This window comes from Aliiroseovarius crassostreae, assembly GCF_025137635.1.
Classification (GTDB): domain Bacteria; phylum Pseudomonadota; class Alphaproteobacteria; order Rhodobacterales; family Rhodobacteraceae; genus Aliiroseovarius; species Aliiroseovarius crassostreae.
The window spans coordinates 61,810-85,893 of the sequence record NZ_CP080772.1 but is presented as its reverse complement, the minus strand read 5'-3'; the positions used below and the strand labels follow the sequence as shown (position 1 = coordinate 85,893).

Here is a 24,084-nt window from a genome sequence, read left to right as displayed (position 1 = left end):
ACAGTTTCCATCACTTTTCCATTAAAAAAGATCTGATGACACTCGAAAATCAACACATTCCCCCCGGCGCTTTCCCCTCACCATGACGCAAAAATAGCGGTAAGACCTGTCAAAACAGGCATTTGCTCCGCCCATTTGGTCAGGCGCATCATAGGCTGCGCTTATGGATCAATTGCAAAAAGGAATTTGTGACCAACTCCCCTACACCGGAAACTCAAGCGCATGACAGCGGGAGCAGAAACATGAAAATCGTCCGGACAGATTGCGAGCTCCAGACACCTTTGGTGGACAAGGCCCTGACAGATGCGGGGCATAGGTTGGTTCTATTGCCGGACGGGATCAGCGAAGAAGACCTGATTGCCGAGATCCGGGACGCCGATCTGCTGTTGATGTGTTATACGCCCATCACCCGCAAGGTCATCGCATCCGCCCCAAAACTGCGTGGCATCGTGAAATACGGTGTGGGGATTGACGCCATCGACATCCCGGCGGCAAACGAACACGGCGTGACCGTGGTCAATATCCCCGAATACGCAGAAGAAACCGTGGCCGAAGGGGCCTTTGCGCTTCTCATTGCCCTGGCCAAGAAGCTGCCGGCGCTCAATGACCATATGCATAAAGAGGGATGGGCCTGGCCTGAACCGACATGGCTGGGCACGGATATCGCGGGCAAGACCCTGGGCATCATCGGGTTGGGCAAAATCGGGCGTTCGATGGCGCGCATGGCCGGTCAGGGCTTTCGCGCCCGCGTCATTGCCTACAGCCCCCACACCCCGGAAGAAGAGATGCAGGCGATGGGCGTCGAGAAATGCGATACGCTGGACGCGCTTCTGACCGAAAGTGACTTTATCAGCATCCACAGCGTCCTGAATGACGAAACCCGTCACCTGATCGGGGAGCGCGAACTGCGGCTCATGAAACCCAGCGCCATCCTGATCAACGCGGCCCGAGGCGCCATCATCGACGAAGACGCCCTGGTGCGCGCCATGTGTGAAGGGTGGATCGCCGGGCTGGGGCTGGATGTGTTCAGCCGCGAACCCCTATCGCTGGCGGATCACCCGATGAGCGCTCTGTTCTCCCTTCCCAACGTGATCCTGTCCCCCCATCTGACCTTCTATACGAAAGATGCGATGGAGCGGCTGGAACGCGAAACTCTGGAACGCTGCCAAGAGCTTATCGAGGGGCGGGAGGTGTTGGTAAAGTCGACGGATCCACGGCTGCGCATTCAGACAAAAGGCGTCACTTTCAAGGGCTGACATTAAACCGGCTGACATCAAAAGTCCGGCAACTCGGGGGGGCCTGCCCCCTTACCGGGTCAGGGCAATCGCCCCGATCCCCATCCCAACCACAACCGCTGCCAACAGCCGTTGCCCTCTCGGTCCCTCCCCAAACCAGAGCACTCCGATCAGGGCCGCAAAAATGACCGAGGTTTCCCGAAGGGCCGATACGATCCCAAGCGGTGCAATGGATTTCGCGTACAGGACCAGCCCGTAGGCCATGCCGGAAATCAGCCCTCCACTTACCCCCAACACGAGTGCAGAACGCGGCATCGCCCGCACCCGCTCCCAGCGGGTTGGAAAGACGTAGAACACGATCACCAGCTTGGCGGCAAACAACCAACCGATATAGCTGACCGCATGGCCAGACAGGCGCACCCCGACCCCATCAATCAACGTATAGCTCGCCACGACCACACCGATGCCCATCGCGGCCAGCAACGCGCTGCCCGGCAAGGCACCGGCAAAGGCGGGGCGGGAAAGGATCATGATCCCGGCAGACACGGCACATATCCCGCCCCAGGCAAACAGGGGGAGGGTTTCACCCACCCAGACCTGCGCCCCCAACGCCACCAGAACAGGCGCTGCTCCGCGGGAAATCGGATAGATCAGGCTGAGATCCCCAAGTCGATACGCCACATTGAGCAGATAGAAATAGACCCAATGCACCACAATCGACGCGATCATGAACGGCACCGACGCCAAGTCCGGCAAGGGTGAAAGCCCCGCAATCACCACACCTGGCACCACATGCCCCAAGGCGATACAGCCCAGCATGACGGTTTTGTCGCCCGCGCTTTTCACCAACGCGTTCCACATTGCGTGCAAAAGCGCGGCGGACAGGACCACCGTTGCGATGGCCGGTGTCATGCCACCGCTTTGATCGCTTGCACCACGATCTCAAGCGCCCGATCCAGATCCGCCCGCGAGATGGTCAGCGGCGGGGACAGGGTCAATACACAACCTTGCGAGATCTTGAAGCTCAGCCCCGCATCAAGGCAGCGATAATAGATCTGCTCTGCCAGTGCAGTGCCGGGGGTCTTATCGCTACGATCCTGCACAATTTCGACCCCGAACATGAGGCCCCGCCCACGGATATCTCCGACAATGGGCACATCCCAAAGCCGCTCCTGAAGCACCGACAGCGCGTGGCGCCCCAATTCAGCAGAGCGGTCAACCAACCCTTCTTCCTCGATGATTTCAATGGTGGTGAGGGCGGCACGGGCCGTGACCGGGTTTTTCTCATGAGTGTAATGCCCGATGGCAAAATCCCCGCAGACATCCAGATTCCGCCGCGCCACGCAGGCGGCGATGGGCAGAACGCCTCCTCCGAGGTTCTTCCCCATGGTGACGATATCGGGAACAATGTCATCATGTTCGAAAGCAAACATTTTTCCGGTCTTGCCCAGCCCGGTCGGGATCTCATCCATGATCAGAAGCGCTCCGCGCGCATTGCAGGCCTCGCGCACGGCCTTCCAGAACCCGGCAGGTGGCACATAGGGCACAGCGCGCATGGGTTCGGCGATCACCGCAGCCACGTCGCCTTCACGTTCCAGCACGAAATCCACCATCTTGGCGCAGGCAAGTCCGCAAACATCCGGACCCGTATGGTTATAGGGGCAGCGATAGCAGGCAAAGGGCGCGACATGTTCTGCGCCGGCTAGCAGGGGCCCGGCAATATGGCTGCGGAACGTGGCCTCTCCCCCGACGCTCGCTGCACCGAACCCGGCGCCATGAAAAGCATCCCAGAAGCTTACCGTCTTGAACCGCCCCGTGGCCGCCCGTGCGATTTTCAACGCCACCTCGTTGGCATCCGATCCCCCGGTGGTAAACAGCGTCTTCCCCAGATCCCCGGGCGCGATGGCCGCGAGTTTCTCAGCCAGTTCCACCGCCGGTTCATTGGTAAAGCGGCGCGGTGCAAACGGCAGATCATCAAGCTGGGCCTTGATCGCGGCAATCAGCTTGGGATGGCCCCACCCGATGTGATGCACGGAGTTGCCATGGAAGTCCATGTAACGCCGCCCATCCATATCCTCGATCCAGATCCCTTCCGCTTTGGCAATGGTGCTGACACAGGGGCTTGACAGACTTTGGTGCAGAAACACCTCGGCGTCCCGCTCCAGCAGTGGCTCTGATTTTGGGCCAATGGACTTGGCAAGCCACGCCTTGCGGGCGTCAGACGTATTGGACTCGCCTTCGGTATGAACAATCATCGCCATATCAAACCTCTGCATCTCAAGGAAAAAAGTGAGGCCCGATACTCAGACCTCACCAGTTGCGGGAACAGTCAGGAGAAGCCTCCCCGGAACGGGAAGAACTCATTTTTCAGGCCGGTTAATTCGGCCACGGCAGCGAATAGGTTTTCACATTCGTGAAGAACTTCATTGCCTCAGTGACCCCTTCCTTGACCGCATTGCCGCTGTCTTTGATGCCGCCGAAGGGCGAGGTTTCGATGCGATATCCGGGTTGCTCCCAGATATTGCAGGTACCCACGTCGAGCCCGTTGATATAGGCAATTGCGCGGTTCAGATCATTGGTGCAGACACCCGAAGACAGACCAAAATCGGTCGAGTTCGAGATCGCCATCACCTCTTCATCATTGTCCGGCACACGCACGATTGGCACGATGGGCCCGAAGGTTTCTTCCATCACCAATTCGCTGTCATGGGGCACCTTGTCGACCACAATCGGCGGCAGGAGCGCACCCTGACGGCCCGGATGATAGAGGATCTCTGCCCCTTCCTTTTCGGCCTGGTAAACGCGTTTTTCAAACAGTTCTGCCGCTTGTGCGTGGATCACACAGCCAAGCTCGGTCTCAGGATCCTGCGGGTCGCCAAACTTGATCTTCTTGGCTTTCTCCAGAACCATCGGCACAAATTTATCGGCCACGCTTTCCTGCACCAAGATCCGTTTAATCGCGGTGCAACGTTGACCAGAGTTCCCAGTGGCCCCGGCCACAGCAATGGTGGCGGCTTTCTCAAGATCAGCATCGCTCAGGTCATTGCAGACGATCAGCGGGTCATTACCGCCCAGCTCCAACGCCTGACGCTTATAGCTGGCCTTGGAGGCAATCAGCTTGCCCACCGGAACACCGCCAGTAAAGGTGATGATATCGATGTGCTCATTCACCATCATCTCTTCGCCGATATCCTTCGGCCAGCCGGTCACGATCTGGAACATCTCAGGCGGCAGGCCTGCCTCATAGAGGATATCCGCCAGTGCAATCGCCGTGAGTGGCGTCAGTTCCGTCGGCTTGCATACCATGCAGTTGTTGGTGGCAATCGACGGAGCGATCTTGTGGCTGACCATATTTAGCGGGTGGTTGAACGGTGTGATGGCGGAAATCGCCTTCACCGGTTCGCGCTTGGTAAAGATCTTGCGATCCTTGCCGTTGTGGGTCAGGTCGCAGGAAAAAATCTCTCCGTCATCCTGAAGCGCCTGGGCGGCGGCAAACTGATACACGTCTTGGGCGCGTTTGGTCTCATAGATGGCGTGCTGGTGGCAAATGCCCAGCTCCAGCGTCAGCCATTTGGCGAGGTATTCGCGACGTTCACCAATCAGCTCACCTGCGCGCTGCAGGATCTGGCTGCGTTCATAGCGGGTCAGTTTGGATTTGTAATTCGCCGCAATTTCAAAGGCCTGACGCGCATGTTCGGCAGTGCCCGCAGGCACCGTTCCGACCACTTCATCGGTATAGGGATACTTTACCTCGATCACCTCTTTGGTAAAGACCACCTTGCCGCCGATGCGCATCCCCTCTTCACGGATCTGGATCTTGTCTTTCATGTGCGTCAGACCTTTCAATTACAGTGCAGCCGCTTCGGTTGCGTAGAAGAACGCGTCGAAGTTGCGCAGCACGGGACGTTCCGGCAGGGCCAGCACGCGGTTACAGATGAACGGCACTTCCTGTTCGGTCAGGCCGCCATGGCTGCGCAGCGGTTCTTTCAGCGCGGCCAGATCGTGGCGATGTTCTGAGGTGCCAATGCAGATGTTTTCACCCGACAGCATGACAATGTCGCCAATCCGGTCCGACGGCAGTTCGAAACGGGCCACCGCTTCGGCATTGGTCAGAACCAGCGTGATCCCATCGGTGGCGCGCAGCTTGGCCATGATGTCATCACGATCCGCACCTTCCGGCAGGTAGCAGGTGGCGAAAGAGCCAAGCGCACCATGGTGCACAACATAGGGGTCGGTGATCGGCAGGATCACACGAGCTTGGTCCTTGCCCAGCCACTCATCCATCAGATCCTGACAGTAGACCACATTGGGCGAGCCATCAGCGTGGTGCTTGGGCTTCATGCCATGGTCGGCGGTGACGACAATGGCGGCGCCCAGCTCATCCAGCTCCCCAAGATAACGGTCGAACATTTCATAGAAGTCCAGCGCGCCCTGCTGTTCAGGGGCAAACTTGTGCTGGATATAGTCGGTGGTCGACAGATACATCACGTCGGGCTTCATTTCTTTCAGAAGCTTTACGCCTGCGGCGAACACGAACTCTGACAGTTCAGCCGAATAGACTTCCGGCACCGGCATACCCAACCATTCGCTGGCGTTTTCAATGCCATGATCGGCCTTGGTGGTTTCACCCGAACGCTCAGCCGAGAACGCCACAGCGCGGTCTTCGTCGAACTTCAGGCCAGCCCCCAGCAGCGCGCGCAGCTTGTCCTTCGAGGTTACCATGGCGACACGGGCGCCCGCCTCATAGAACTGCGAGAAGATGGTCGGGGCGCGCAGGAAGCGCACATCGTTCATCATCACCTCTTCACCGGTATCCGGGTCGATCAGGTAGTTGCCGCAAATGCCGTGCACAACCGGCGGACGGCCGGTGGCGATCGACAGGTTGTTGGGGTTGGTGAACGACGGGATCACCGAATGGGCCAGACGATCCGTGCCCTCTTCGCGCATCCGCTTGAGGTTCGGCATCAAGCCCTTGCCGATGGCCACTTCCAGGTATTCCGGTTCGCACCCGTCAAGGCAGATCGCAATCGCGCAGACCTTGGGGGTGGCATAGGCGCGCCCGTTCGCAACAACAGGAGATTGGATGGTCATTCTTATGTTCCTTTATGACTTCAGGCGGCCAGTTTGGCGCGTTCTTCGAGGGCCAGCGCGGGCGGGCTTGCATCGGCAACCCCCATCACGTCCAGCGATTCCTTCGCGGCGGTCACAACCTGCCGCATGATATGTTCATCCATCTGCCCGATACAGCCGACGCGGAAACTGTCAACAACTGTCAGTTTGCCGGGGTAAATGATAAAACCCTTTTCCTTCATCAGCTCATAGAAACGATCAAAGATGAAGTTTTTGTCATCCGGGCAGAAGAAGGTCACGATGATCGGTGACAGCCAACGATCCTTGAGCAGGGTTTCAAACCCCAGCTCGCGCATGCCGGCGACCATCACATCGCGGTTGCGGGCATAGCGTCCGCCACGCCCGGCAACGCCGCCTTCTTCCTTATGGGCACGCAACGCTTCAAGGAAGGCTGCGACCACATGGGTTGGCGGGGTAAAGCGCCATTGGCCGGTCTTGTTCATATGCGCCCACTGGGCGTGCACATCGAGGCTCAGCGAATGGCTGTTGCCCTTGGCGGCTTCAAGCTCGGTTTTGCGTGCGATAATGAACCCAAAACCGGGAACACCTTCGATACATTTGTTGGCAGAGGACACCATGGCCTCATACCGGATATCCGCCACTTTCAGCTCAATCGCGCCAAAGGCCGACATGCTGTCGATCAGGAGCTTGCGACCGGCGGCATAGACCGCTTCCGAAATCTCTTCGACCGGGTTCAGGATACCGCTCGACGTTTCACAATGGATCGCAACCACATGGGTGATCGCCGGGTCATCCGCAAGGATCTGCGCCACCTCTTCGCCCCGCGGCGGAAGATAGTCCCCTTTGTTCAGAACAACGTGGTCGCGCCCAAGATATTCCAACGTCTGGGCCGACCGCATCCCATAGGCGCCATTGGCCAGAACCAGCGCCTTGCCGTCGCGCGGGATGAATGAGGCCAGCATCGCTTCGACCGAGAAAGAGCCGGACCCCTGCATCGGCACGCAATCGAATGCATCCGCCCCTTCACCCAGCAGATCCAGCAACATGGTTCGCATTTGCAGGGTCATGGCACGGAAATCATCATCCCAGCTTCCCCAGTCCCTCAGCATGGCCTCTTTCACGGCATAAGACGTGGTCAGCGGCCCGGGTGTCAGCAGGTAGGGTTCACCCAACCGAGGGGGTTCAATTCCAGTAATGGGAGCAGTCATTTTGCATCTCCGATGTGGTCTGTTAGGAACAGCATTGCAGCAAGATGATCTATATGTGAAATTGCAATTGGCAATCGTTATATAGGCTGAGCTTATATAACGAGACCACACCAGATCAGGGGAAAACCAGATGCGCCACAGACAATTGAAAGCCTTTCACCACGTGGCCCGTTTCGGAGGGTTTTCCCGCGCGGCCGAGGCGCTTTTTCTCACCCAACCGGCCATTTCCGAACAGGTGCGCAAGCTGGAACAGGATCACGATACGCTGCTGTTTCACCGGGAACGAAAACGCGTGCGGCTGACGGAGACGGGTGAGCAGCTTTTCCTTCTGACCAAGCGATATTTTGAGGTCGAAAGCCAGATCGAGGAATATCTTTCGCAGAAAGGGGCTGCCATGGAGGGCGAGCTGCGGATCCTTGCGGATTCCGCCCACCACGTCACCGAGCTTCTGGGACAGTTCAAAAAAAGATACCCCAAAACAACAATTTCCCTACGGGTGGGCAACACGGAAAAAGTTATCGAGGAACTGCGCGCCTACAATGCGGAAATCGGTGTCATCGGCAGCATCTCTCCTGGTCAGGACATAACGGTTCATGATCTGGGCGCATCTGAAATTGTCGCCTTTGCCGCGCATGACTTGTTGTTGCCCTCTCAGGAGGCGGCCTCTCTCGAAGATCTGGCAAAATACCCACTGGTCTTTCGCGAAAGCGGCTCGAAAACACGACAGAAACTTGAAGAAGAAGCTCTTCGGCAGGGGGTCACCTTGACCCCGGCCATCGTGGCGGAAGGGCGAGAAGCGGTGCGCGAAGTGGTCGCCTCAGGTGCCGGGATCGGTTTTGTATCACTTGCCGAATATGTGCACGATGCCCGGTTCAGAAAAATCAGCTTGTCCGGCGCGCAAATCTCGATGAGCGAATCCCTTGTGCACCTGACCCAGCGCAGCGACGTGAAAGTCATTCGTGCGTTTATGGAAATTGCACGAAAATCACGCCCCTGACACAAGCAAAAAAACTCCGCCACACCCTCGTGTGGCGGAGCCGTTCTGCGATGTCACTGGCTTCAGCGCGTGCGCCAGGCCTGTGTTTTCTGCAAGATCCCGCGCGAGGCAATCAGGTGGATGATCCGCGCCGCCGCGTTGGTGTAGAAGATCATCATCCCCATCGCCGCTGCTGGCGCAATATCTCCGGCATCATCCATATTCAGCACCGCAATAGAGGCGAGTGTGGTCTTGGGTGAATAGAGAAACACCACTGCCGACACCGTCGTCATCGCGTTGACAAACAGATAGATCGAGATGTCCAGCACCGCAGGCAGACAAACCGGAACGGTCACCCGTGAGAACAGTTTCATCGTGGGCTGTTTAAGCGACGCGGACACACTTTCAAACTCGCGGTCCATCTGTTTGAGCGCCGTCACCGCCGTTAGGTGTGACACGGTGTAGAAGTGTGTCACCGTGCAGATCACCAAGATCGCCATCGTGCCATAGATTGCATTCAGCGGGTTCGACGGATTGTTGAAGAAGAAGATATAGGCGAGACCCAGCACCATGCCCGGAATGGCCATGGGCAGCATCGCAAACATCTGGAACACAGCCCGCCCGGTGCGAAACCCGTTTGACTTCTCAACCAGGTAGGCCCCGAAGAACACAACTGCCGTACCACAAACCGCGGTCAACAGACCCAGTTTGATCGAGTTGAAGTAAGAGCCCCAGCCGCCGCCATCCATCTTGTCAAAATCATAGTTGTTGAGGCTCAGGCTCAAATCGTAGGGCCAGAACTTGATCAACGCAGCAAACTGACACACCGCCAGCATACCGATGATAAAGAACGCAACCAGGCTGCAGTAGACAAAGAAGATCCGGTCGGTCTTGGCATCCGGGGTTGGCTGGAACGGCACCGAACGGGCCGAAAGTGCGGCAACCTGTTTTGACTGCACCATCCGGTCGATGGCAAAGGCAAGGATCGCAGGCACGACAAGCACCACCGAGACCACGGCCCCCATTTCAAAGTTCTGCTGGCCGATGACCTGTTTATAGATATCCACCGCCAGAACGTTGAACTGACCGCCAATCACCTTGGGCAGACCGAAATCGGTGATCACGAGGTTGAACACCACGAAGGCTGCGGAAATCAGGCCATACCGCGCGCCGGGAATGGTGACCGTCCAGAAAGTGCGCCACGGGGTTGAGCGCAGGCTGGTCGCGGCCTCGTAAAGACGTCCATCCGAAATCGCAAGCGCGGTGGAAATGATCAGGAACGCGTGGGGGAAGGTGAAGAATACCGATCCGATCACGATCCCGATCGGCCCATAGATACTGGCCCCAAACAGAAGCTCCTTGATCATACCCTGGTTGCCGAACAGATAGACCAGCGCAATGCCGGGCAGAAGGGACGGCACCAGGATCGGCGCCATGGCCACCAGACGAAACACGCCTTTGAACCGCATGCAGCTTCGATTGAGCGCATAGGCAAACCAGAAGGCCAGCGTCACCGTGACAATTGTCGACACCACTGAAATCCAAAGGGAGTTCTTGATCGAATTGAACAGAGCCGGCGTCGAGAAGTAGTTGATAAAGTTATCCATCCCCGTGGATTTCATCGGGCGCAGCTGCACCCGCCGGAACGTGTTGCTGTCCAGCGTCACCCACTCGGTCGTGTCCTGCAGGGTCGACCCAACAAGGAACCGGCCCGTTTCGGATGTATTGCGGATCTGATACATCACAGGGCTGCGGAAACTGAAATCCGGGAAGAGTTTGGTGACGCCAAGGCGCCCATCCGATCCGGTGCTGAGATCAAGCTCTTCATAGGCCCCGGTGCGGGTATTCAGCGCGGCCCCGGACAGGATCGTGCCATCAAAGACACCGCTGTCATCACTGACCTGGAACTCGTATTGCGAAAGCTCAAACCGATAGGTCGAAAAAGATTTCGACAGCATGGAATAGAGCGGAAAGACCAGCGTGGCGACAAGATAAAGGGCGATCACGATCATGCCGCTGCGCATCATGATATCATCGCGGCTGACTTTGCCTTTGATCACCGGGCCTTCCGGCATGGTTGTCAGATTGGTGCTCGGGCTGCTCATCACGACGCCTCCGGACGTTCAAATGCCATCAGCCGGTCTTCGGGCAGTTCAATGACCATGGTCCGACCTTCCCCCAGCCCCAGACGACGCACCGCGTTGATCGAGAAGTCGGCAATCAGTTCAGAGGTCCCGAACCGTTCATTGCGCAGGCGGCAGCGCCAGAAGGACCCCAGGAATTCCATCTCGTGCAGCAGCACATCAATGCAGTTGCGGTTTGGATCATCCGAGACATACCCCTCTTCATGCGGGATGACATCTTCGGGACGAATGGCCGCGACAACCGGGGTGCCGTCGGTGAATGCGTGCTCATGGCAGGCAAAGGTTTTTTCCCCCACCGACAGACGGCCACCTTTGGTGACGGAACTTTCGATCTGGTTCATCTCGCCGATAAAGTCAGCCACAAACAGGTTCTTTGGCTCACGATACACCTCGGTAGGAGAGCCGACCTGTTCGATCACACCATGGTTCATCACCACAATCCGGTCGGCCATCGCAAGGGCTTCTTCCTGATCATGGGTCACCATCACAGTGGTCACACCCAGCTTGCGCTGCAATTCGTGAATTTCATGACGCAGATGGACGCGCACCTTGGCATCGAGTGCCGAAAGCGGTTCGTCCAGCAACAACAGGCCCGGTTTGGTGGCAATGGCGCGCGCCAGTGCAATCCGCTGTTGCTGCCCGCCCGACAGTTGCGCCGGGTATTTCTTGCCCTGGTCGGGCAGGCCCACCAGTTTCAAAAGCTCATCCACACGGACCGCAATTTCAGACTTGCTGCGGCCGGTATTCTCCAGACCAAACGCGATGTTCTTCTCAATCGTCAGGTTGGGAAACAGCGCGTAAGACTGAAACACGATCCCGAAATCGCGCTCGGACGGGGGCAGGTTGGAAACGTCTTTTCCGTCTTGCATGACCGTGCCCTTGGTCTGCAGGTCAAGCCCTGCAATCGCACGCAGCAAGGTGGTCTTGCCACAGCCGGAGGGCCCAAGAAAACAGATGAACTCGCCTTCGTTGATATCGAGCGAGATATCCTTGAGGGCAAGGAAATTTCCGAAAGCTTTCCATAGTTTGTCGATACTAAGGTAAAGCTTGGTGGGGGCGGGAGCTTGCATCATGAGGGGGATCCTTACAACAACGCCAACCGCCAGCCCGACCGGACATTGCAGCAAGCGTTGAACGCAAAATTTTTGAGTGGCGGAGTGAGATCGGGGGGCAAACCGGCCCCCCGGATCAGGCCAGCATTACTTGGCTTCGGATTTGCCGTCGTAACGCGCTTGCCATTCTTTCAGAATTGCTGCGCGGTTGTTGGCTGCATATTCGAAATCATTGTCGATCATTGCATCCAACAGGCCATCAGGGAAGTATTCGACCGGCTTGGCGACACCCGGATACGCCACGACCGCATAGCCCGAGTTATACATCTCGTTGGCTTCTTTGGTGACCGAGAAATCAACCAGCTTTTGTGCGGCTTCCAGATCATCGGTGCCCGCAACAATCGCAGTGGCTTCCATATCCCAGCCGACACCTTCGCTCGGCACAATGATTTCCAGCGGCGCACCTGCAGCTTTCGACTTGGCACCGCGGAACGCAAAGGACACACCGATCGGAATTTCGCCAGCGGCGGCCAGTTTGCAGGGTTTGGAGCCGGAATGCGTGTAGCGCGCAATATTTTCATGCAGCGCGTCCATGTATTCCCAACCACCTTCTTCGCCAAACAGCTGCAGCCAGCTGGACACATCAAGGAAACCGGTGCCCGAGGAATTCGGGTTCGGCATGATCACATGACCTTTATACTGAGCGTCGGTCAGATCTTTCCACGATGTCGGCGGGGTCAGCCCGTTTTTCTCGGCTTCGACCGTATTGTAGCAAACCGATGCCACCCAGGCGTCCATGCCAACCCAGGCAGGCGGGTTGTCACCGTCAACGAATTTTGCGTCCAGCTTGTCCACCCCGGCAGGAGCGTAGGGTTCCAGCATACCTTCGGATTTCAGTAGCAGAAGCGACGTGGCCGCCAACCCCCAGACAACATCAGCTTGCGGATTGTCACGCTCCGCCAGAAGTTTGGCGGTGATGATCCCGGTCGAGTCACGCACCCAGTTGATCTTGATATCAGGGTGGGATTCGTTGAACTTTTCAGCGTAGCGGGCCAGATCTTCCGCTTCTACCGCCGTGTAAACAGTCAGTTCAGTTTCAGCCACAGCACTTGTGGCCATCAATGCACCCGCTGCCACAGCAGCAAGAAGGGATGCCTTACGTTTCATTTCATTTCTCCTCTGTTGGTCTTTCAAACCAGGCTCTGGATTCTTCACGATCATCAGTAACCACAGGCAGTGTCGCATGTTTCATCAACAAGAAAAGTCGATTAAACCTACAACATCATAAGTTTTGCCTATAGCCAAAACAAACACCGACCGATAAGGGATAAACCCCTGTTTTTAAACACAAACTTACAGAACTCACATCGACGCCCGCCGTCGCATTGGTGTATCGCCAAAGTTTTTGCGATACCTTTGCGAAAAGGACGAATAGGAACCAAAACCACAGGCCAAAGCAATTTCCGGCATTGTTAAACTCGTTCCTCTGATCAACATGTCAGCGCGTTCCAATCGCTCGGCCATATAGTAAGCTTTAGGTGACAATCCTGTGACACCAAGAAATTTTCGCTCAAGTTGACGCAAGGATATCCCAACATCGCGCGCGATCTGCGTCAGCAGAACGGGCCGTTCGAGGTTCTGGCGAATAAGCTCAATTGCCTTGTCCACAACCCCATCACCGGTCAAAGCGGAACCACGGTATGCGGGGTCAATTCTGGATGCACCACGCCGCGCTGCTCCTCTCTGAAAATGAAGAAACCGCCTGTCCAGCTCTGCGCGCACCTCTTGCCCTGAGGACCGAAACACAACATCTGACAACAGATTCAACAGCGCAAACCCGCCATCCGCTGACCACACACGCCCTTCGGAATGAGATGCCTGGCCAAGCGCAGTGATGTCAGAGAAATCCTCCTCCAATATCGCGCAAACCTGCTGCGACATGCATATTGCGACGCCATTCAGAACTCCGGTTTTCGCAACAGGAACAGCGGCCCCATCAATGACGGCCACAACAGCGCCACCGTCCAAATGCATCCTCAGGCATCGCCGCAATGCAGCTTTATTGTCCTCGCTTCGGGCAACGCCCCCCAACACAAACAGAAACTGAAAGGGCTGGGGTTCACTCTCGATCATACGCGTCTGCACGCGCAGCCCACAGCAGCTTTCCACCTCTCCCCCCATGAAAGAAACCACACGGGTTTGAAACAGCGGGCCAGCTTCAAATTGATTGGCCGATTTGAGGTAGTTCAGCGCAACAGACAGCTGCTCAAGAGGGAACCCCTCGAGGCACAGAAAGCCAATTGTGGTGACTTTCTGTACAGGTTTCAGTTCAGCAAGGTCATGTTTCATCTCATGTCCCCCGTCAGTTGGCGGGCAAATTACCCGTCCGCTTTGGTGCGCTCCCCTTTCGGGTCATAGGGCGTGCGCAGATGGGCGGTGGCGGCGTATTTCACACCGGCCAGGTCGATCTGGAACGTGCCAGCGCGAATAAAGTCGGCAGTGGCGCGCTCCGGCGCATCCAGTTGACACAGCGCGACCGAAGCCCCCAGCGTGTGACCGTAAGCGGCCGAGCGCACTTCGCCGATTTCGACCCCGTTATAAAGCACGGCCTCGCCGCCCCAAAGCTGGGCATCGCCATCTTCCAGCACCAGTTGCACGATGCGGGTTTTCAGGTGGTCAGGATCTTCCTTCGCCGCCAGCAATGCCTCTTTGCCGATGAACCCGCCGGGCTTGTCGTAATCCACCGCGAAGTTCAGACCAGCCTGGATCGGCGTGATGTCCGGGGTCAGTTCGCGGCTCCAGGCGCGGAAGCCTTTTTCGATCCGCAGCCCTTCCAGCGCGTAATAGCCCGCGTCGATCATGCCGAATTCGGCCCCTTCGCGCATCAGATCGTCATAAACGCCCGCGGTGAATTCGACCGGCACAATCAGTTCCCAGCCCAGTTCGCCCACATAGGTCATGCGGTTGGCGAGCACCGTGGCATAGCCCAGATCGATCTCCTGCACCGTGGCAAAGGGGAAGGCCGCGTTGGACAGATCCGCCTTGGTCAGCTTTTTCAAAACATCGCGCGATTTCGGCCCCATCACCGACAACACCGACCAGGCGGCGGTCACATCGGTCAGGAACACATGCGCATCATCGCTGAAGTTCTTACGGATCCAGTCCGCGTCATGAATGGTCTGGGCGGACCCGGTGATCAGCATAAACTCCTGATCTTTCAGGCGCAGCACCGTGAGGTCGGATTCGTATCCACCGCGTTCATTCAGCAAGCCAGTATAGACCGTCTGCCCCACCGGCACGTCCACATTCGCGGCACAGATCCGGTTCAGTTCAGCACAGGCGTCACGCCCCTGCACCAGCAGTTTCGAGAACGAGCTTTGGTCAAACAGCGTCACCGCCTCGCGGGTGGCCTTGTGTTCCTTGCCCGCATTGTCGTGCCAGTTCTGGCGACCGAAGCTGTATTCGATTTTTGGTTCTTCACCATCCGCGGCAAAATAGTTCACCCGCTCCCAGCCCATTTTCGATCCGAACACGGCGTTTTTCGCAGCCAACCGATCATAAAGCGCCGAGCGACGGAACGGACGCGCGGTGTCCAGCTCACGGTTCGGCCAGGGCATGGCATAGTGCAGACCCAGCGTTTCCTTTACCCGGTCATGCAGCCAGGTCGGGTTGTTGTTGAAGTTGGCAAAGCGGCGAATGTCGACGGCAAACAGGTCTGAGGTCGGCGCCCCTTCGACAATCCATTCCGCCAGCGCCCGCCCGGCGCCGCCCGCACTTGCGATGCCCATCGAGTTGAAGCCAGCCCCCACAAAGAAGTTCTTCAGTTCAGGCGCTTCGCCCAGCAGATAGTTGTTGTCGGGGGTGAAGCTTTCCGGGCCGTTATAGAACTGACGCACACCGGTATCGGCCATTTTTGGCACCCGGATCAGCGCGTTTTCCATCAGGATCTCGAACTGGTCCCAATCATCTTCCAGAAGCTGGAAGAAGAAGTTTTCAGGGATCCCGTCCATACCCCAGGGTTTGGCGTCGGGTTCAAACCCGCCCATCACCAAACCACCGGTTTCTTCCTTGAAATAGATGTATCCGTCCGGGTCACGTAGCACGGGCAGGTCGGGGTTCACGCCCTCGATCTGTTCGGTCACGATGTAGTAATGCTCGGCCGAGTGCAGCGGCACGTTCACGCCACACATCTTGCCGATATTGCGCGCCCACTGACCAGCGCAGTTCACCACGATCTCGGCCTGAATGGTGCCCTGATCGGTTTCAACCCCGGTGACAATACCGTCCTTGGTCAGCACATCCGTGACCTTGATACCTTCGATCACCTTGGCCCCGCCCATACGCGCGCCCTTGGCCAGCGATTGGGTCAGGTCGGTGGGGTTGGCCTTGCCGTCACCGGGCATCCACAGCCCGCCCTTGACGTCATCCACCTGCATCACGGGCCATTTTTCCTGGGCTTGCTCAGGGGTGATCACCTCAACCTCAACGCCCTGCGCACGGGCGGCGGCGGCGGTGCGTAGCAGCATGGTCATCCGATCATCCGTGCGCGCCACGGTAACCGATCCACATTCCATCCAGCCGGTGGCCAGGCCGGTTTCCTGTTCCAACTGCGAATAAAGTTCAGTCGAATAGCGGATCAGATTGGTCATTGCGGGCTGGCTGCGCAGCTGACCAACAAGACCGGCGGCGTGCCAGGTGGTGCCGCAGCTCAGCTGCCCCTGCTCCAGCAGGACCACATCTTTGTGCCCCATCTTGGTCAGGTGGTAAGCAACCGAGCAGCCGACAATGCCGCCCCCGATAATGACATATTGCGCTGAGGTAGGAAGGGTCGTGTCAGCCATTGCATCGCTCCATGCGTAGGGATTCGTTACCTCACCCTAGCGACGCTTTGCAATATTTGGCAAATGTTTTCTTATTTTGGCATTTACGCCAAAATAATACCAACCCCCTGCTGCGCCAAAGCCTCGGCCAGTTTTCCTGTTGGGCGCTTGTCGACCACAACTGAAACGGACGCGGGCAAAGGCTTCAGTCCAACCTGCCCCACCACACCAAACTTGCTGTGATCCGCCAGGATCAGCGGATGCTGGGCCCGCTCCATCATCAAGTGGCGCAAGTTGGCCGCTTCCAGAGAAAAATCGGTAAACAGTGCGCGTTCACAAATTCCCCCTGTGCCGACAAGTGAAAAATCCGCATGGAACCGACTTAGGTGATCAAGCGTATCAAGCCCCATCGTCGCATTTTCCGCAGCATTGAAACGCCCGCCGAGCAGTGTCACGTCAGCCTTTGGGGCCAAAACCAACGCTACATTCAAATCATTGGTATAAATAGATAAATTATTCCTTGCATGAGCCAGCTCATGCGCTGCGGCCAAGGTGGTTGACCCACTGTCAATGATGATGCTGGCCCCATCCGGGATCAGCTGCGCAATGCGCAGACCGATCTTTTTCTTTCCATCCGGGTTGGTCTGAGATCTGTCCGCCATGGGCGGCTCATGCTTGCGCAGGCTCGTGGCGCCACCGCGCACCTGATTAAGCTCACCCGCTTCCGCCAGAACCTCGATATCCTTGCGAACCGTTTCGCGTGAGACCCCCAGTTTTTCTGTCAGGAACCGTATGGAAACAGCGGGCTGACGCTCTACTTCTCGCAGGATGATCGCATGGCGTTCTGAAGGAAGCATGGCCGTTCTCCAAGGTTTCAATCGCCAAATATTGCCAAATTCTGCAAGCGCGGTCCAGCCCCACCTGGCATTTGACCATCTTTACCCGGTCGCTTTCCCCATGCAAACCATGTCTGTCAACTTGTGCGGGCGAGACCCAGACAATTGCAGGCAAACTCCGCAATCAAACCTCGTCGAAAAGCGCTCACGCGCGCCCTTTCCCCCTCTCGCCATCTTCCCTTTAGGTCTGGAACGGGTTCAGAACCGCATCCGGGGAACATCGTGGGGATCCAGACGCAACTCAACCAGTGTCGGTCCGGCACGCGTTTCCATAGCCGAGATGGCCGCCTCAAGCTCCTCGTCTGAGCGTACCTCAATTCCACGCCCACCCAACGCCGTCGCCAATGCCGCAAAAGACGGCCACTGGAATTCGGACAAACCGGGATCCATCTTGCGATCAAGGAACTGGATATGCTCTGCCCCATAGGCGCTGTCATTGGCGACGATCACAATCAGATCAAGACCAAGGCGCACCGCGGTGTTGAACTCATTGATGCCCCCCATCATGAAGCCACCGTCCCCGGTAAACAGCACAACAGGCCGGTCAGGCGCGGCGACACCGGCCCCCACGGCCTCCTGCAACCCTTGCCCGATGGCGCCAAAATTCGCTGTCACAACAAAGCTTTGCGGATCATGGGCAGAGATCCGACACCAAACCTCCGTCATGAAACGCCCGCCATCCGTCACCAATACCCGATCATGCGGAAGCGCCTCTTCCAGACGCGCCAGCGCATGGACAAAATTCACACAGCCATCAGCGGTTTTGTTCGGCCCCACCGGATGATGGGTCAGGGCAGCCGGATCAAGGCTCTGGGTAAAACCGCTTGGGGCGACCTCAGCTTCGTTGAGCCAATAGAGAATGGTTTCAGCCGTCAAGGCCGCATCCGCAACAAGAGCCGCATGTGGGTGGGTGCTCTGACCGATCGCTTCTGGCGACACATCAACCTGCACTACGCGCTTGCCCTTCATCAGCGCCCCCCGATCCGAGGTGTAATCATGCAAGCTGGTGCCAAAGCACAGAATGCAATCGGCCTTTGCAATCGCCTCATAAGTGGCGGGCGTCGAAAGTGTGCCGAAAATATCCATGTTGTAGGGGTGATCCTTGAACAGCCCCTTGGCCTTCAATGTTGTGGCCACCGGAGCTTCCAGCCGATCAGCCAGGCGGATGATCTGATCACGGGCATGGATTGCACCCGCACCCGCCAATATCATCGGACGGCGGGCCGAGGCGACCATACCGATTGCGTTATCCAGCGTTTCCCCTTCAGCAACCCCGCCGGGTGCTGTGAACACATCCAGCACGCGCTGTTCATGCTCTACCTCCTGCCACATGAAATCGGCAGGCATATTCAGGACAATTGGGCGGCGCTCGACCTGGGCACGGTAAATCGCCCGATCCACATCAGCCGCAATCGTATCCGGTGCCCGCAGCTGGACAAACCCGGCACCAGTGGTTTTCACCACCTCGCGCTGATCCGTGCTTTGCAGGTGGCGTGGGTTCGAAACCGGCGTATCTCCTGCCAGGAGCACCATCGGGATCTGCCCCCGCACCCCTTCTGTCAGCGCAGTCACACAGTTGGTCAAAGCCGGGCCATGGGTCACCGTGGCCACCCCCACCTTCTCCGCAACCTGCGCAAAAGCCAGCGCCATCAGGACCGAGCTTCCCTCATGTGCTGCGGGCACAAATTGCCCCTCACATTCACGGACAAAACTATCCACCATGAAAAGGTTAGCGTCCCCCATCAGGCCGAACATGGTTTTAACACCGTGATCGTGCAAAGCACGGGCGATGGACTGATAGGCATAGATTTTCTGAGCCATGGGAACCTCCTGTTGCGCGTCATGCAAGTATATTGAGGACACCATGCAAAGACTGCGCAAAGGATGCTTCACAGGAGTCTTTTACGCGCATCTTACGCGCATTTTCCAATATTTACGGATTTTTTGCGCATGAAGACAGCAAGCCTATCCTCAAATGGCTCTCGATGACCAAACAGAGGCGGCTCGGCTTCCAAAGGGCTCAGAAAAAAGCCCGAGGGGTGACCCTCGGGCGTGATCTTTTCCGCGTCAGGTATCTTGCTCCGGCACCAGCGCATCAGGCATGTTCTGATAGCACACAGGCCGCAGGAAACGCCGGATCGACAAAGTTCCGACCGAGGTTGCGCCAAAATTGGTCGAGGCAGGGTAAGGCCCGCCATGCACCATCGTATCTGCCACTTCCACACCTGTCGGGAACCCATTGGCCAACACCCGGCCTGCCTTGCGCTCTAGGATGGGCATGAGGGATTGGGCGCTGGCCATATCCGCGTCATCCATATGCAAAGTGCATGTCAGCTGACCTTGCAGACTCATTGCAATCTCGCGCATCTCCTCCACGGAGTCGACTTCGACAATCACCCCCAGCGGGCCAAACACCTCTTCTGCAAGAGCCTCGTTTGCAAGCCAGGTCTTGGCCATGGTCTTGTAAAGATAGGGGGTCGCATCACGCTGATCACACATGCTCGTCAGCACTTCCTGCACCCCTGCTGTGGACGCGACACGTTGCTGGCCGTCGCGATAGGCGCTGGCGATCCCGTCAGTCAGCATGGTCTGCGCACCAACCTGGGCCAGCGCGGTCTGGGCGGTTGCGGTGAAGGCTTCTGCCTCTGGTCCTGCACGCAGGATGGCGATCCCGGGGTTGGTGCAGAATTGCCCTGCTCCCATGCTGAGCGACCCTGCCCAGCCCGTGGCGATCTGCTCTCCGCGGTCTGCCAAAGCATGATCCAGAATGAACATCGGGTTGACGGATCCCAACTCACCAAAGAACGGGATTGGCTCCGGGCGGGCGGCACAAAGATCAAACAGGGCCCGCCCGCCAGCAAGCGACCCGGTAAAGCCGACCGCCTTGATCAACGGGTGCTGCACCAAAGCGGCGCCAACGGCGCGATCCCCGCCCTGGATCAGGCTGAACACACCGGGATCAAGGTCACATTTGGCAATCGCCGCATGGATCGCCTCCGCAATGATTTCGCCGGTTCCGGGATGGGCCGAGTGGCCTTTCACCACCACCGGACAGCCTGCCGCCAGGGCCGCTGCGGTGTCCCCTCCCGCCGTCGAAAAGGCCAGAGGGAAATTGGAGGCACCAAACACGGCAACCGGACCAATCGGGCGTTGCACCATTTTCAGATCCGGGCGCGGCAGGGGCGCACGATCTGGCAAAGCCGGGTCATGACGTCGGTCCAGATAGTCCCCTTGCAGGATATGGTCTGCAAACAGGCGCAACTGGCCGGTTGTGCGGCCCCGCTCCCCTTGCAGGCGCGCCTCAGGCAGACCGGTCTCCTGGGCGCCGATTTCGGTGATCATCTCGGCCCGCGCCTCGATTTCATCCGCAATCGCATTGAGGAATGCGGCGCGGGTTTCGCGAGAGGAGTAGCCAAAGCTCCAGAATGCAGTTTCGGCGGCTTGTGCGGCGGCATTCACATCCGCGACGCGCCCCACTGCAAAGTCATGGCTTGGACCATGGGCCGGGCTGGAGGCAAAGCTCTGATCCCCATCTGTCCAGCTGCCGGCGATAAGGTGTTTTCCATGCGGTTTGAAGATCGTCATTTGTGTTCCCGTGAGCAGATTAAGTGGCGAACGGCCCGATTGGGACGCACGCGGTGCATTTAGTGGATATTGTATCCAATTTTAGGAACGCTGCAAGCCTCATTCCCTCCGCCCCCTCAGGAACCCGAGTTACCCTTCCTCAGCCGCGCGTTGCGCTGCAATCAATTCCAACAAAGAGGATTTGGTGCGCTCGATATGGCGTTCAAGCAAAGCACAAGCCTGATCCACAGAACCCGATTTCGCCAGTTCCAACAGTTTCCGATGCTCTTCCTTCGCCGGTTCGCGTTGCTTCATCACACTGAGATGGATCCGCACATACCGATCCGAATGCACACTGAGACGGGCCAGGATTTCTTCTGACAGCGGGCGCTTCGCAGCGGCATATAGCGCACAATGATAGTCGAAATTCAGCTTGCCCCAACGGCTGACATCATCATCCTGGTAAGAGACCGCCATTTCATCCAGCAGCTTCTCGCACCGAAGAAAGTCACCCTCGGTCATCGCGGGAATGGAATGGCGGAACAGATCCACCTCAATCAGCATCCGCAGATCGAAAATCTCACCGATTTCCCGCAAGGAATGCTTGATGACAGACCCCCCGCGATGGTTTTCCCACATCACCAGCCCTTCGGCACTGAGCCGTTTCAGCGCCTCCCGCACTGGCATGCGCGACACGCCATATTCGTCTGCAAGCAGCTCCTGCCGGATTGCCTCGCCTTCTTTCAGTTCACCGCTGAGGATCCGTTCACGTAGGTCATTCGCAATCAACTCGGGCAAGCTTTGCTTCACCACTGCTCTTTTCCCAGACATATGCCCCCCCTGCGGATTTTGTATTTTGGATGTAAACCACTCAATTATCTATAAACACTTCGGTGCACGCCGGAAAACCCGAAATAAGGATTGTGGGAAGGATGCTCTTTTTGTATCCAATATCCACCAAGAAGATAAACCTATACGCTCAGAAACAGGGAACCGCAATCATGCAGCTGAAACTGGCGGACGTTAAAACCTTGTGTCAGGACGTCCTGGCGCATGTGGGCTATGGCCCGGACCATGCCCGCGCCATCACCGAAATGCTCTATCGCTGTCAGTTGGACGATTGCCAGTCCCACGGGCTGTTTCGTCTGTTCATGTGCGCGCAGACCATGGCGCAAGGGCAGATTGATGGGCATGTGGCACCTGAACTCAGCGATACGGAAAGCGCCGTTGTCCGCGTGAATGCGCGTGGCGGCATGTCCCTTTTGGCGTTTGAAAAAGCCTTGCCCCTGCTGATTGAAAAAACCCGCAAGCACGGGATGGCCGCAATGGCGCTCAACAACTGCTTCCACTTCTCAGCCCTCTGGCCCGAGGTGGAAAGGCTTTCCTCCGAAGGGCTCGCGGCTTTGGCCATGGTGCCCAGCCATGCCTGGGTGGCCCCTGCGGGCGGCACCCGCGGCAGCCTTGGAACCAACCCGATCGCATTTTCCTGGCCACGAATTGGCAAAACCCCGTTCACCTTTGACTTCGCGACCAGCGGCTTTGCGCGCGGCGAGATCGAGCTTTACAAACGCGCTGGGAAACCGCTGCCGGACGGGGTGGCCATCGACAGGAACGGCGCCCCCACCACTGACCCGGAGGCGGCGATGGACGGGGCGATGCTCACCTTCGGGGGCTACAAGGGATCCGCGCTGTCAATCATGATTGAACTCTTGGCAGGCCCGCTGATTGACGACCTGACCAGCAAGGAAAGCATGGATTTTGCCAATGGGGCAGGTGGCGCACCCTATCACGGAGAGATCCTTTTGGCTTTTGACCCCGCCCATTTCAGCAATGGCCGCGTGGCTGAAAATGATGCCCGCGCCGAACGGCTGTTTGCAGATATTATTGATCAGGGCGCGCGCCTTCCCTCACAACGCAGGTTCGCGGCCCGCGCCCGCAATCTTGAGCGGGGGTATGTGGAGATTCCAGACGCGCTTTATCAGGACCTTCTGGCGCTGAAAGCATGAGCTGCCTCCCCGCCAATCCTCGAAAGGCGGGGGCTAGGCCCCCCAGGTGTCGCGCAGTCGATACCCTCCGGGCCAGGGATCAGACGGGTCAAGCATATGCTGGTGAATGCCGGTGACCCAGCCACGCCCCGATATTTCCGGGATGATCGCCGGGCGACCGCCAACCGTGGTGCTGCCAACGATCTGCCCGGCAAACCGCGAGCCGATGATTGAAACGGCCTCGAAACTTTGCCCTTTTGTCATCTGACCACGCGCCGCCATCAGCGCCATTCGGGCAGACACCGCCGTGCCGGTGGGTGAGCGATCCACCTTGCCGGGCTGGATCGCCACGGCAGACTTTCCGGTCAGGCCGGTTTCGGTCTCACTCAGCGGCCCGCAAAAGGCACAGAACGAAATATGTGACCAATCGGGGTTTTCCGGGTGATGAAACCCCAGCTGCTCATTGGCAGCATTGGTGATTTTCACCCCGAGCTGCGCAATCTCCTTGGCTTCCTCTTCGACAATATCAAAGCCAAGCGCCGCGGCATCCACCACCACAAAACTGTCGCCACCATAGGCAGTGTCCACGGTCAGTGTGCCCAGCCCCTCGACCTCAAGCTGCACATCCAGCCTGTCGGCAAAGCTTGGCAGGTTTTGCACATAGATCCGCTCGGCCTTTCCATCTTTGCAGTCCGCACGCACCCGCACCAGACCACCCGGCGCTTCCAGCACCATATGTGTCACCGGCTCCTGCATCGGGATCAACCCTCCGTCCAGAAGCACGGTCGACACGCAGATCGAGTTTGACCCGGACATGGGCGGCGTGTCTTCCGGCTCCATGATGATCCAGGCGGCATCGGCCTCGGGGTGTTTGGGCGGCACCAACAGGTTCACATGGCGAAACACCCCGCCGCGCGGTTCATTCAGGACAAAATTGCGCAGGGTCTGGTCTTCGGCAATAAAGCGGCGCTGGTCCCAGAGCGTCTCTCCCGGAGGGGGCAGGACACCACCGACAATCACGTCTCCGACCTCCCCCTCGGCATGGGCCGAAATGACATGAATGGTTTTGCTGCTGCGCATGGGATTTCCCTTTTCTAAGTCGTTCGGCTGTTC

The 24,084-nt window shown here is 57.8% G+C and carries 18 protein-coding genes; 3 read left to right on the top strand and 15 right to left on the bottom strand.

What is annotated here, in order from left to right; all coding sequences use genetic code 11:
- The first annotated feature begins 242 nt into the window (after positions 1-242).
- Positions 243-1,256: a C-terminal binding protein gene (locus K3J57_RS00360; protein WP_259796650.1), complete on the top strand. Its 1,014-nt coding sequence runs from the start codon at positions 243-245 to the stop codon at positions 1,254-1,256.
- 51 nt (positions 1,257-1,307) lie between these two features.
- Here the strand turns inward: K3J57_RS00360 and K3J57_RS00355 are convergent, their stop codons facing one another.
- The 5 genes from K3J57_RS00355 to K3J57_RS00335 form a co-directional block, all read right to left on the bottom strand.
- On the bottom strand, positions 1,308-2,147 hold the full coding sequence (locus K3J57_RS00355) for an EamA family transporter (RefSeq protein ID WP_259796648.1): 840 nt from the start codon (positions 2,145-2,147) through the stop codon (positions 1,308-1,310).
- Positions 2,144-3,496, bottom strand: coding sequence for a (R)-1-hydroxy-2-aminoethylphosphonate ammonia-lyase (gene pbfA, locus K3J57_RS00350; RefSeq protein WP_259796646.1), 1,353 nt, complete (start codon positions 3,494-3,496; stop codon positions 2,144-2,146). The genes K3J57_RS00355 and pbfA overlap by 4 nt, the downstream gene beginning before the upstream one ends.
- Positions 3,497-3,611: 115 nt before the next feature.
- On the bottom strand, positions 3,612-5,063 hold the full coding sequence (gene phnY / locus K3J57_RS00345) for a phosphonoacetaldehyde dehydrogenase (protein ID WP_259773710.1): 1,452 nt from the start codon (positions 5,061-5,063) through the stop codon (positions 3,612-3,614).
- An 18-nt stretch (positions 5,064-5,081) separates the two neighbouring features.
- A complete protein-coding gene (gene phnA / locus K3J57_RS00340; RefSeq protein WP_173486011.1) occupies positions 5,082-6,326 on the bottom strand; it encodes a phosphonoacetate hydrolase in 1,245 nt (414 codons plus the stop codon).
- 20 nt (positions 6,327-6,346) lie between these two features.
- Positions 6,347-7,534 carry a 2-aminoethylphosphonate--pyruvate transaminase gene (locus K3J57_RS00335; protein WP_259785708.1) on the bottom strand — a complete coding sequence of 396 codons (1,188 nt, stop codon included), beginning with the start codon at positions 7,532-7,534 and terminating at the stop codon, positions 6,347-6,349.
- Positions 7,535-7,664: 130 nt separating this feature from the next.
- On the opposite strand from K3J57_RS00335, the gene K3J57_RS00330 reads away from it, so the two are divergent.
- The gene (locus K3J57_RS00330) at positions 7,665-8,531 is read left to right on the top strand and encodes a LysR substrate-binding domain-containing protein (protein WP_259785707.1); all 867 of its coding nucleotides are present in this window, start codon (positions 7,665-7,667) and stop codon (positions 8,529-8,531) included.
- A gap of 62 nt (positions 8,532-8,593) precedes the next feature.
- On the opposite strand, the gene K3J57_RS00325 is transcribed toward K3J57_RS00330, so the two are convergent.
- The 9 genes from K3J57_RS00325 to K3J57_RS00285 all read right to left on the bottom strand — a co-directional run bounded on the left by K3J57_RS00325 (position 8,594) and on the right by K3J57_RS00285 (position 21,817).
- Positions 8,594-10,615, bottom strand: coding sequence for a putative 2-aminoethylphosphonate ABC transporter permease subunit (locus K3J57_RS00325; protein ID WP_259785706.1), 2,022 nt, complete (start codon positions 10,613-10,615; stop codon positions 8,594-8,596).
- Complete coding sequence (locus tag K3J57_RS00320; protein WP_259785701.1) at positions 10,615-11,727, bottom strand: putative 2-aminoethylphosphonate ABC transporter ATP-binding protein; 1,113 nt, start codon at positions 11,725-11,727, stop codon at positions 10,615-10,617. The genes K3J57_RS00325 and K3J57_RS00320 overlap by 1 nt, the downstream gene beginning before the upstream one ends.
- Positions 11,728-11,853: 126 nt before the next feature.
- On the bottom strand, positions 11,854-12,873 hold the full coding sequence (locus K3J57_RS00315; protein WP_259785697.1) for a putative 2-aminoethylphosphonate ABC transporter substrate-binding protein: 1,020 nt from the start codon (positions 12,871-12,873) through the stop codon (positions 11,854-11,856).
- Positions 12,874-13,068: 195 nt separating this feature from the next.
- Positions 13,069-14,055 (bottom strand): GlxA family transcriptional regulator, encoded by a 987-nt coding sequence (locus tag K3J57_RS00310; RefSeq protein ID WP_259796644.1) that lies wholly within the window; start codon positions 14,053-14,055, stop codon positions 13,069-13,071.
- A gap of 29 nt (positions 14,056-14,084) precedes the next feature.
- Positions 14,085-16,547 (bottom strand): GcvT family protein, encoded by a 2,463-nt coding sequence (locus K3J57_RS00305; RefSeq protein WP_259796642.1) that lies wholly within the window; start codon positions 16,545-16,547, stop codon positions 14,085-14,087.
- A gap of 83 nt (positions 16,548-16,630) precedes the next feature.
- On the bottom strand, positions 16,631-17,383 hold the full coding sequence (locus K3J57_RS00300; protein ID WP_259793108.1) for a DeoR/GlpR family DNA-binding transcription regulator: 753 nt from the start codon (positions 17,381-17,383) through the stop codon (positions 16,631-16,633).
- A 237-nt stretch (positions 17,384-17,620) separates the two neighbouring features.
- Positions 17,621-19,243: a thiamine pyrophosphate-binding protein gene (locus K3J57_RS00295; protein ID WP_259793103.1), complete on the bottom strand. Its 1,623-nt coding sequence runs from the start codon at positions 19,241-19,243 to the stop codon at positions 17,621-17,623.
- A 246-nt stretch (positions 19,244-19,489) separates the two neighbouring features.
- Positions 19,490-21,007: an aldehyde dehydrogenase (NADP(+)) gene (locus K3J57_RS00290; protein ID WP_259796639.1), complete on the bottom strand. Its 1,518-nt coding sequence runs from the start codon at positions 21,005-21,007 to the stop codon at positions 19,490-19,492.
- Positions 21,008-21,136: 129 nt separating this feature from the next.
- Positions 21,137-21,817 carry a GntR family transcriptional regulator gene (locus tag K3J57_RS00285; RefSeq protein ID WP_259796635.1) on the bottom strand — a complete coding sequence of 227 codons (681 nt, stop codon included), beginning with the start codon at positions 21,815-21,817 and terminating at the stop codon, positions 21,137-21,139.
- Between the two features lie 170 nt (positions 21,818-21,987).
- Between K3J57_RS00285 and K3J57_RS00280 the strand changes: the two genes are divergently transcribed.
- Positions 21,988-22,992 carry an Ldh family oxidoreductase gene (locus K3J57_RS00280; RefSeq protein ID WP_259796633.1) on the top strand — a complete coding sequence of 335 codons (1,005 nt, stop codon included), beginning with the start codon at positions 21,988-21,990 and terminating at the stop codon, positions 22,990-22,992.
- Positions 22,993-23,025: 33 nt separating this feature from the next.
- On the opposite strand, the gene K3J57_RS00275 is transcribed toward K3J57_RS00280, so the two are convergent.
- Complete coding sequence (locus tag K3J57_RS00275; protein WP_259796631.1) at positions 23,026-24,051, bottom strand: trans-3-hydroxy-L-proline dehydratase; 1,026 nt, start codon at positions 24,049-24,051, stop codon at positions 23,026-23,028.
- Positions 24,052-24,084 lie beyond the last annotated feature (33 nt).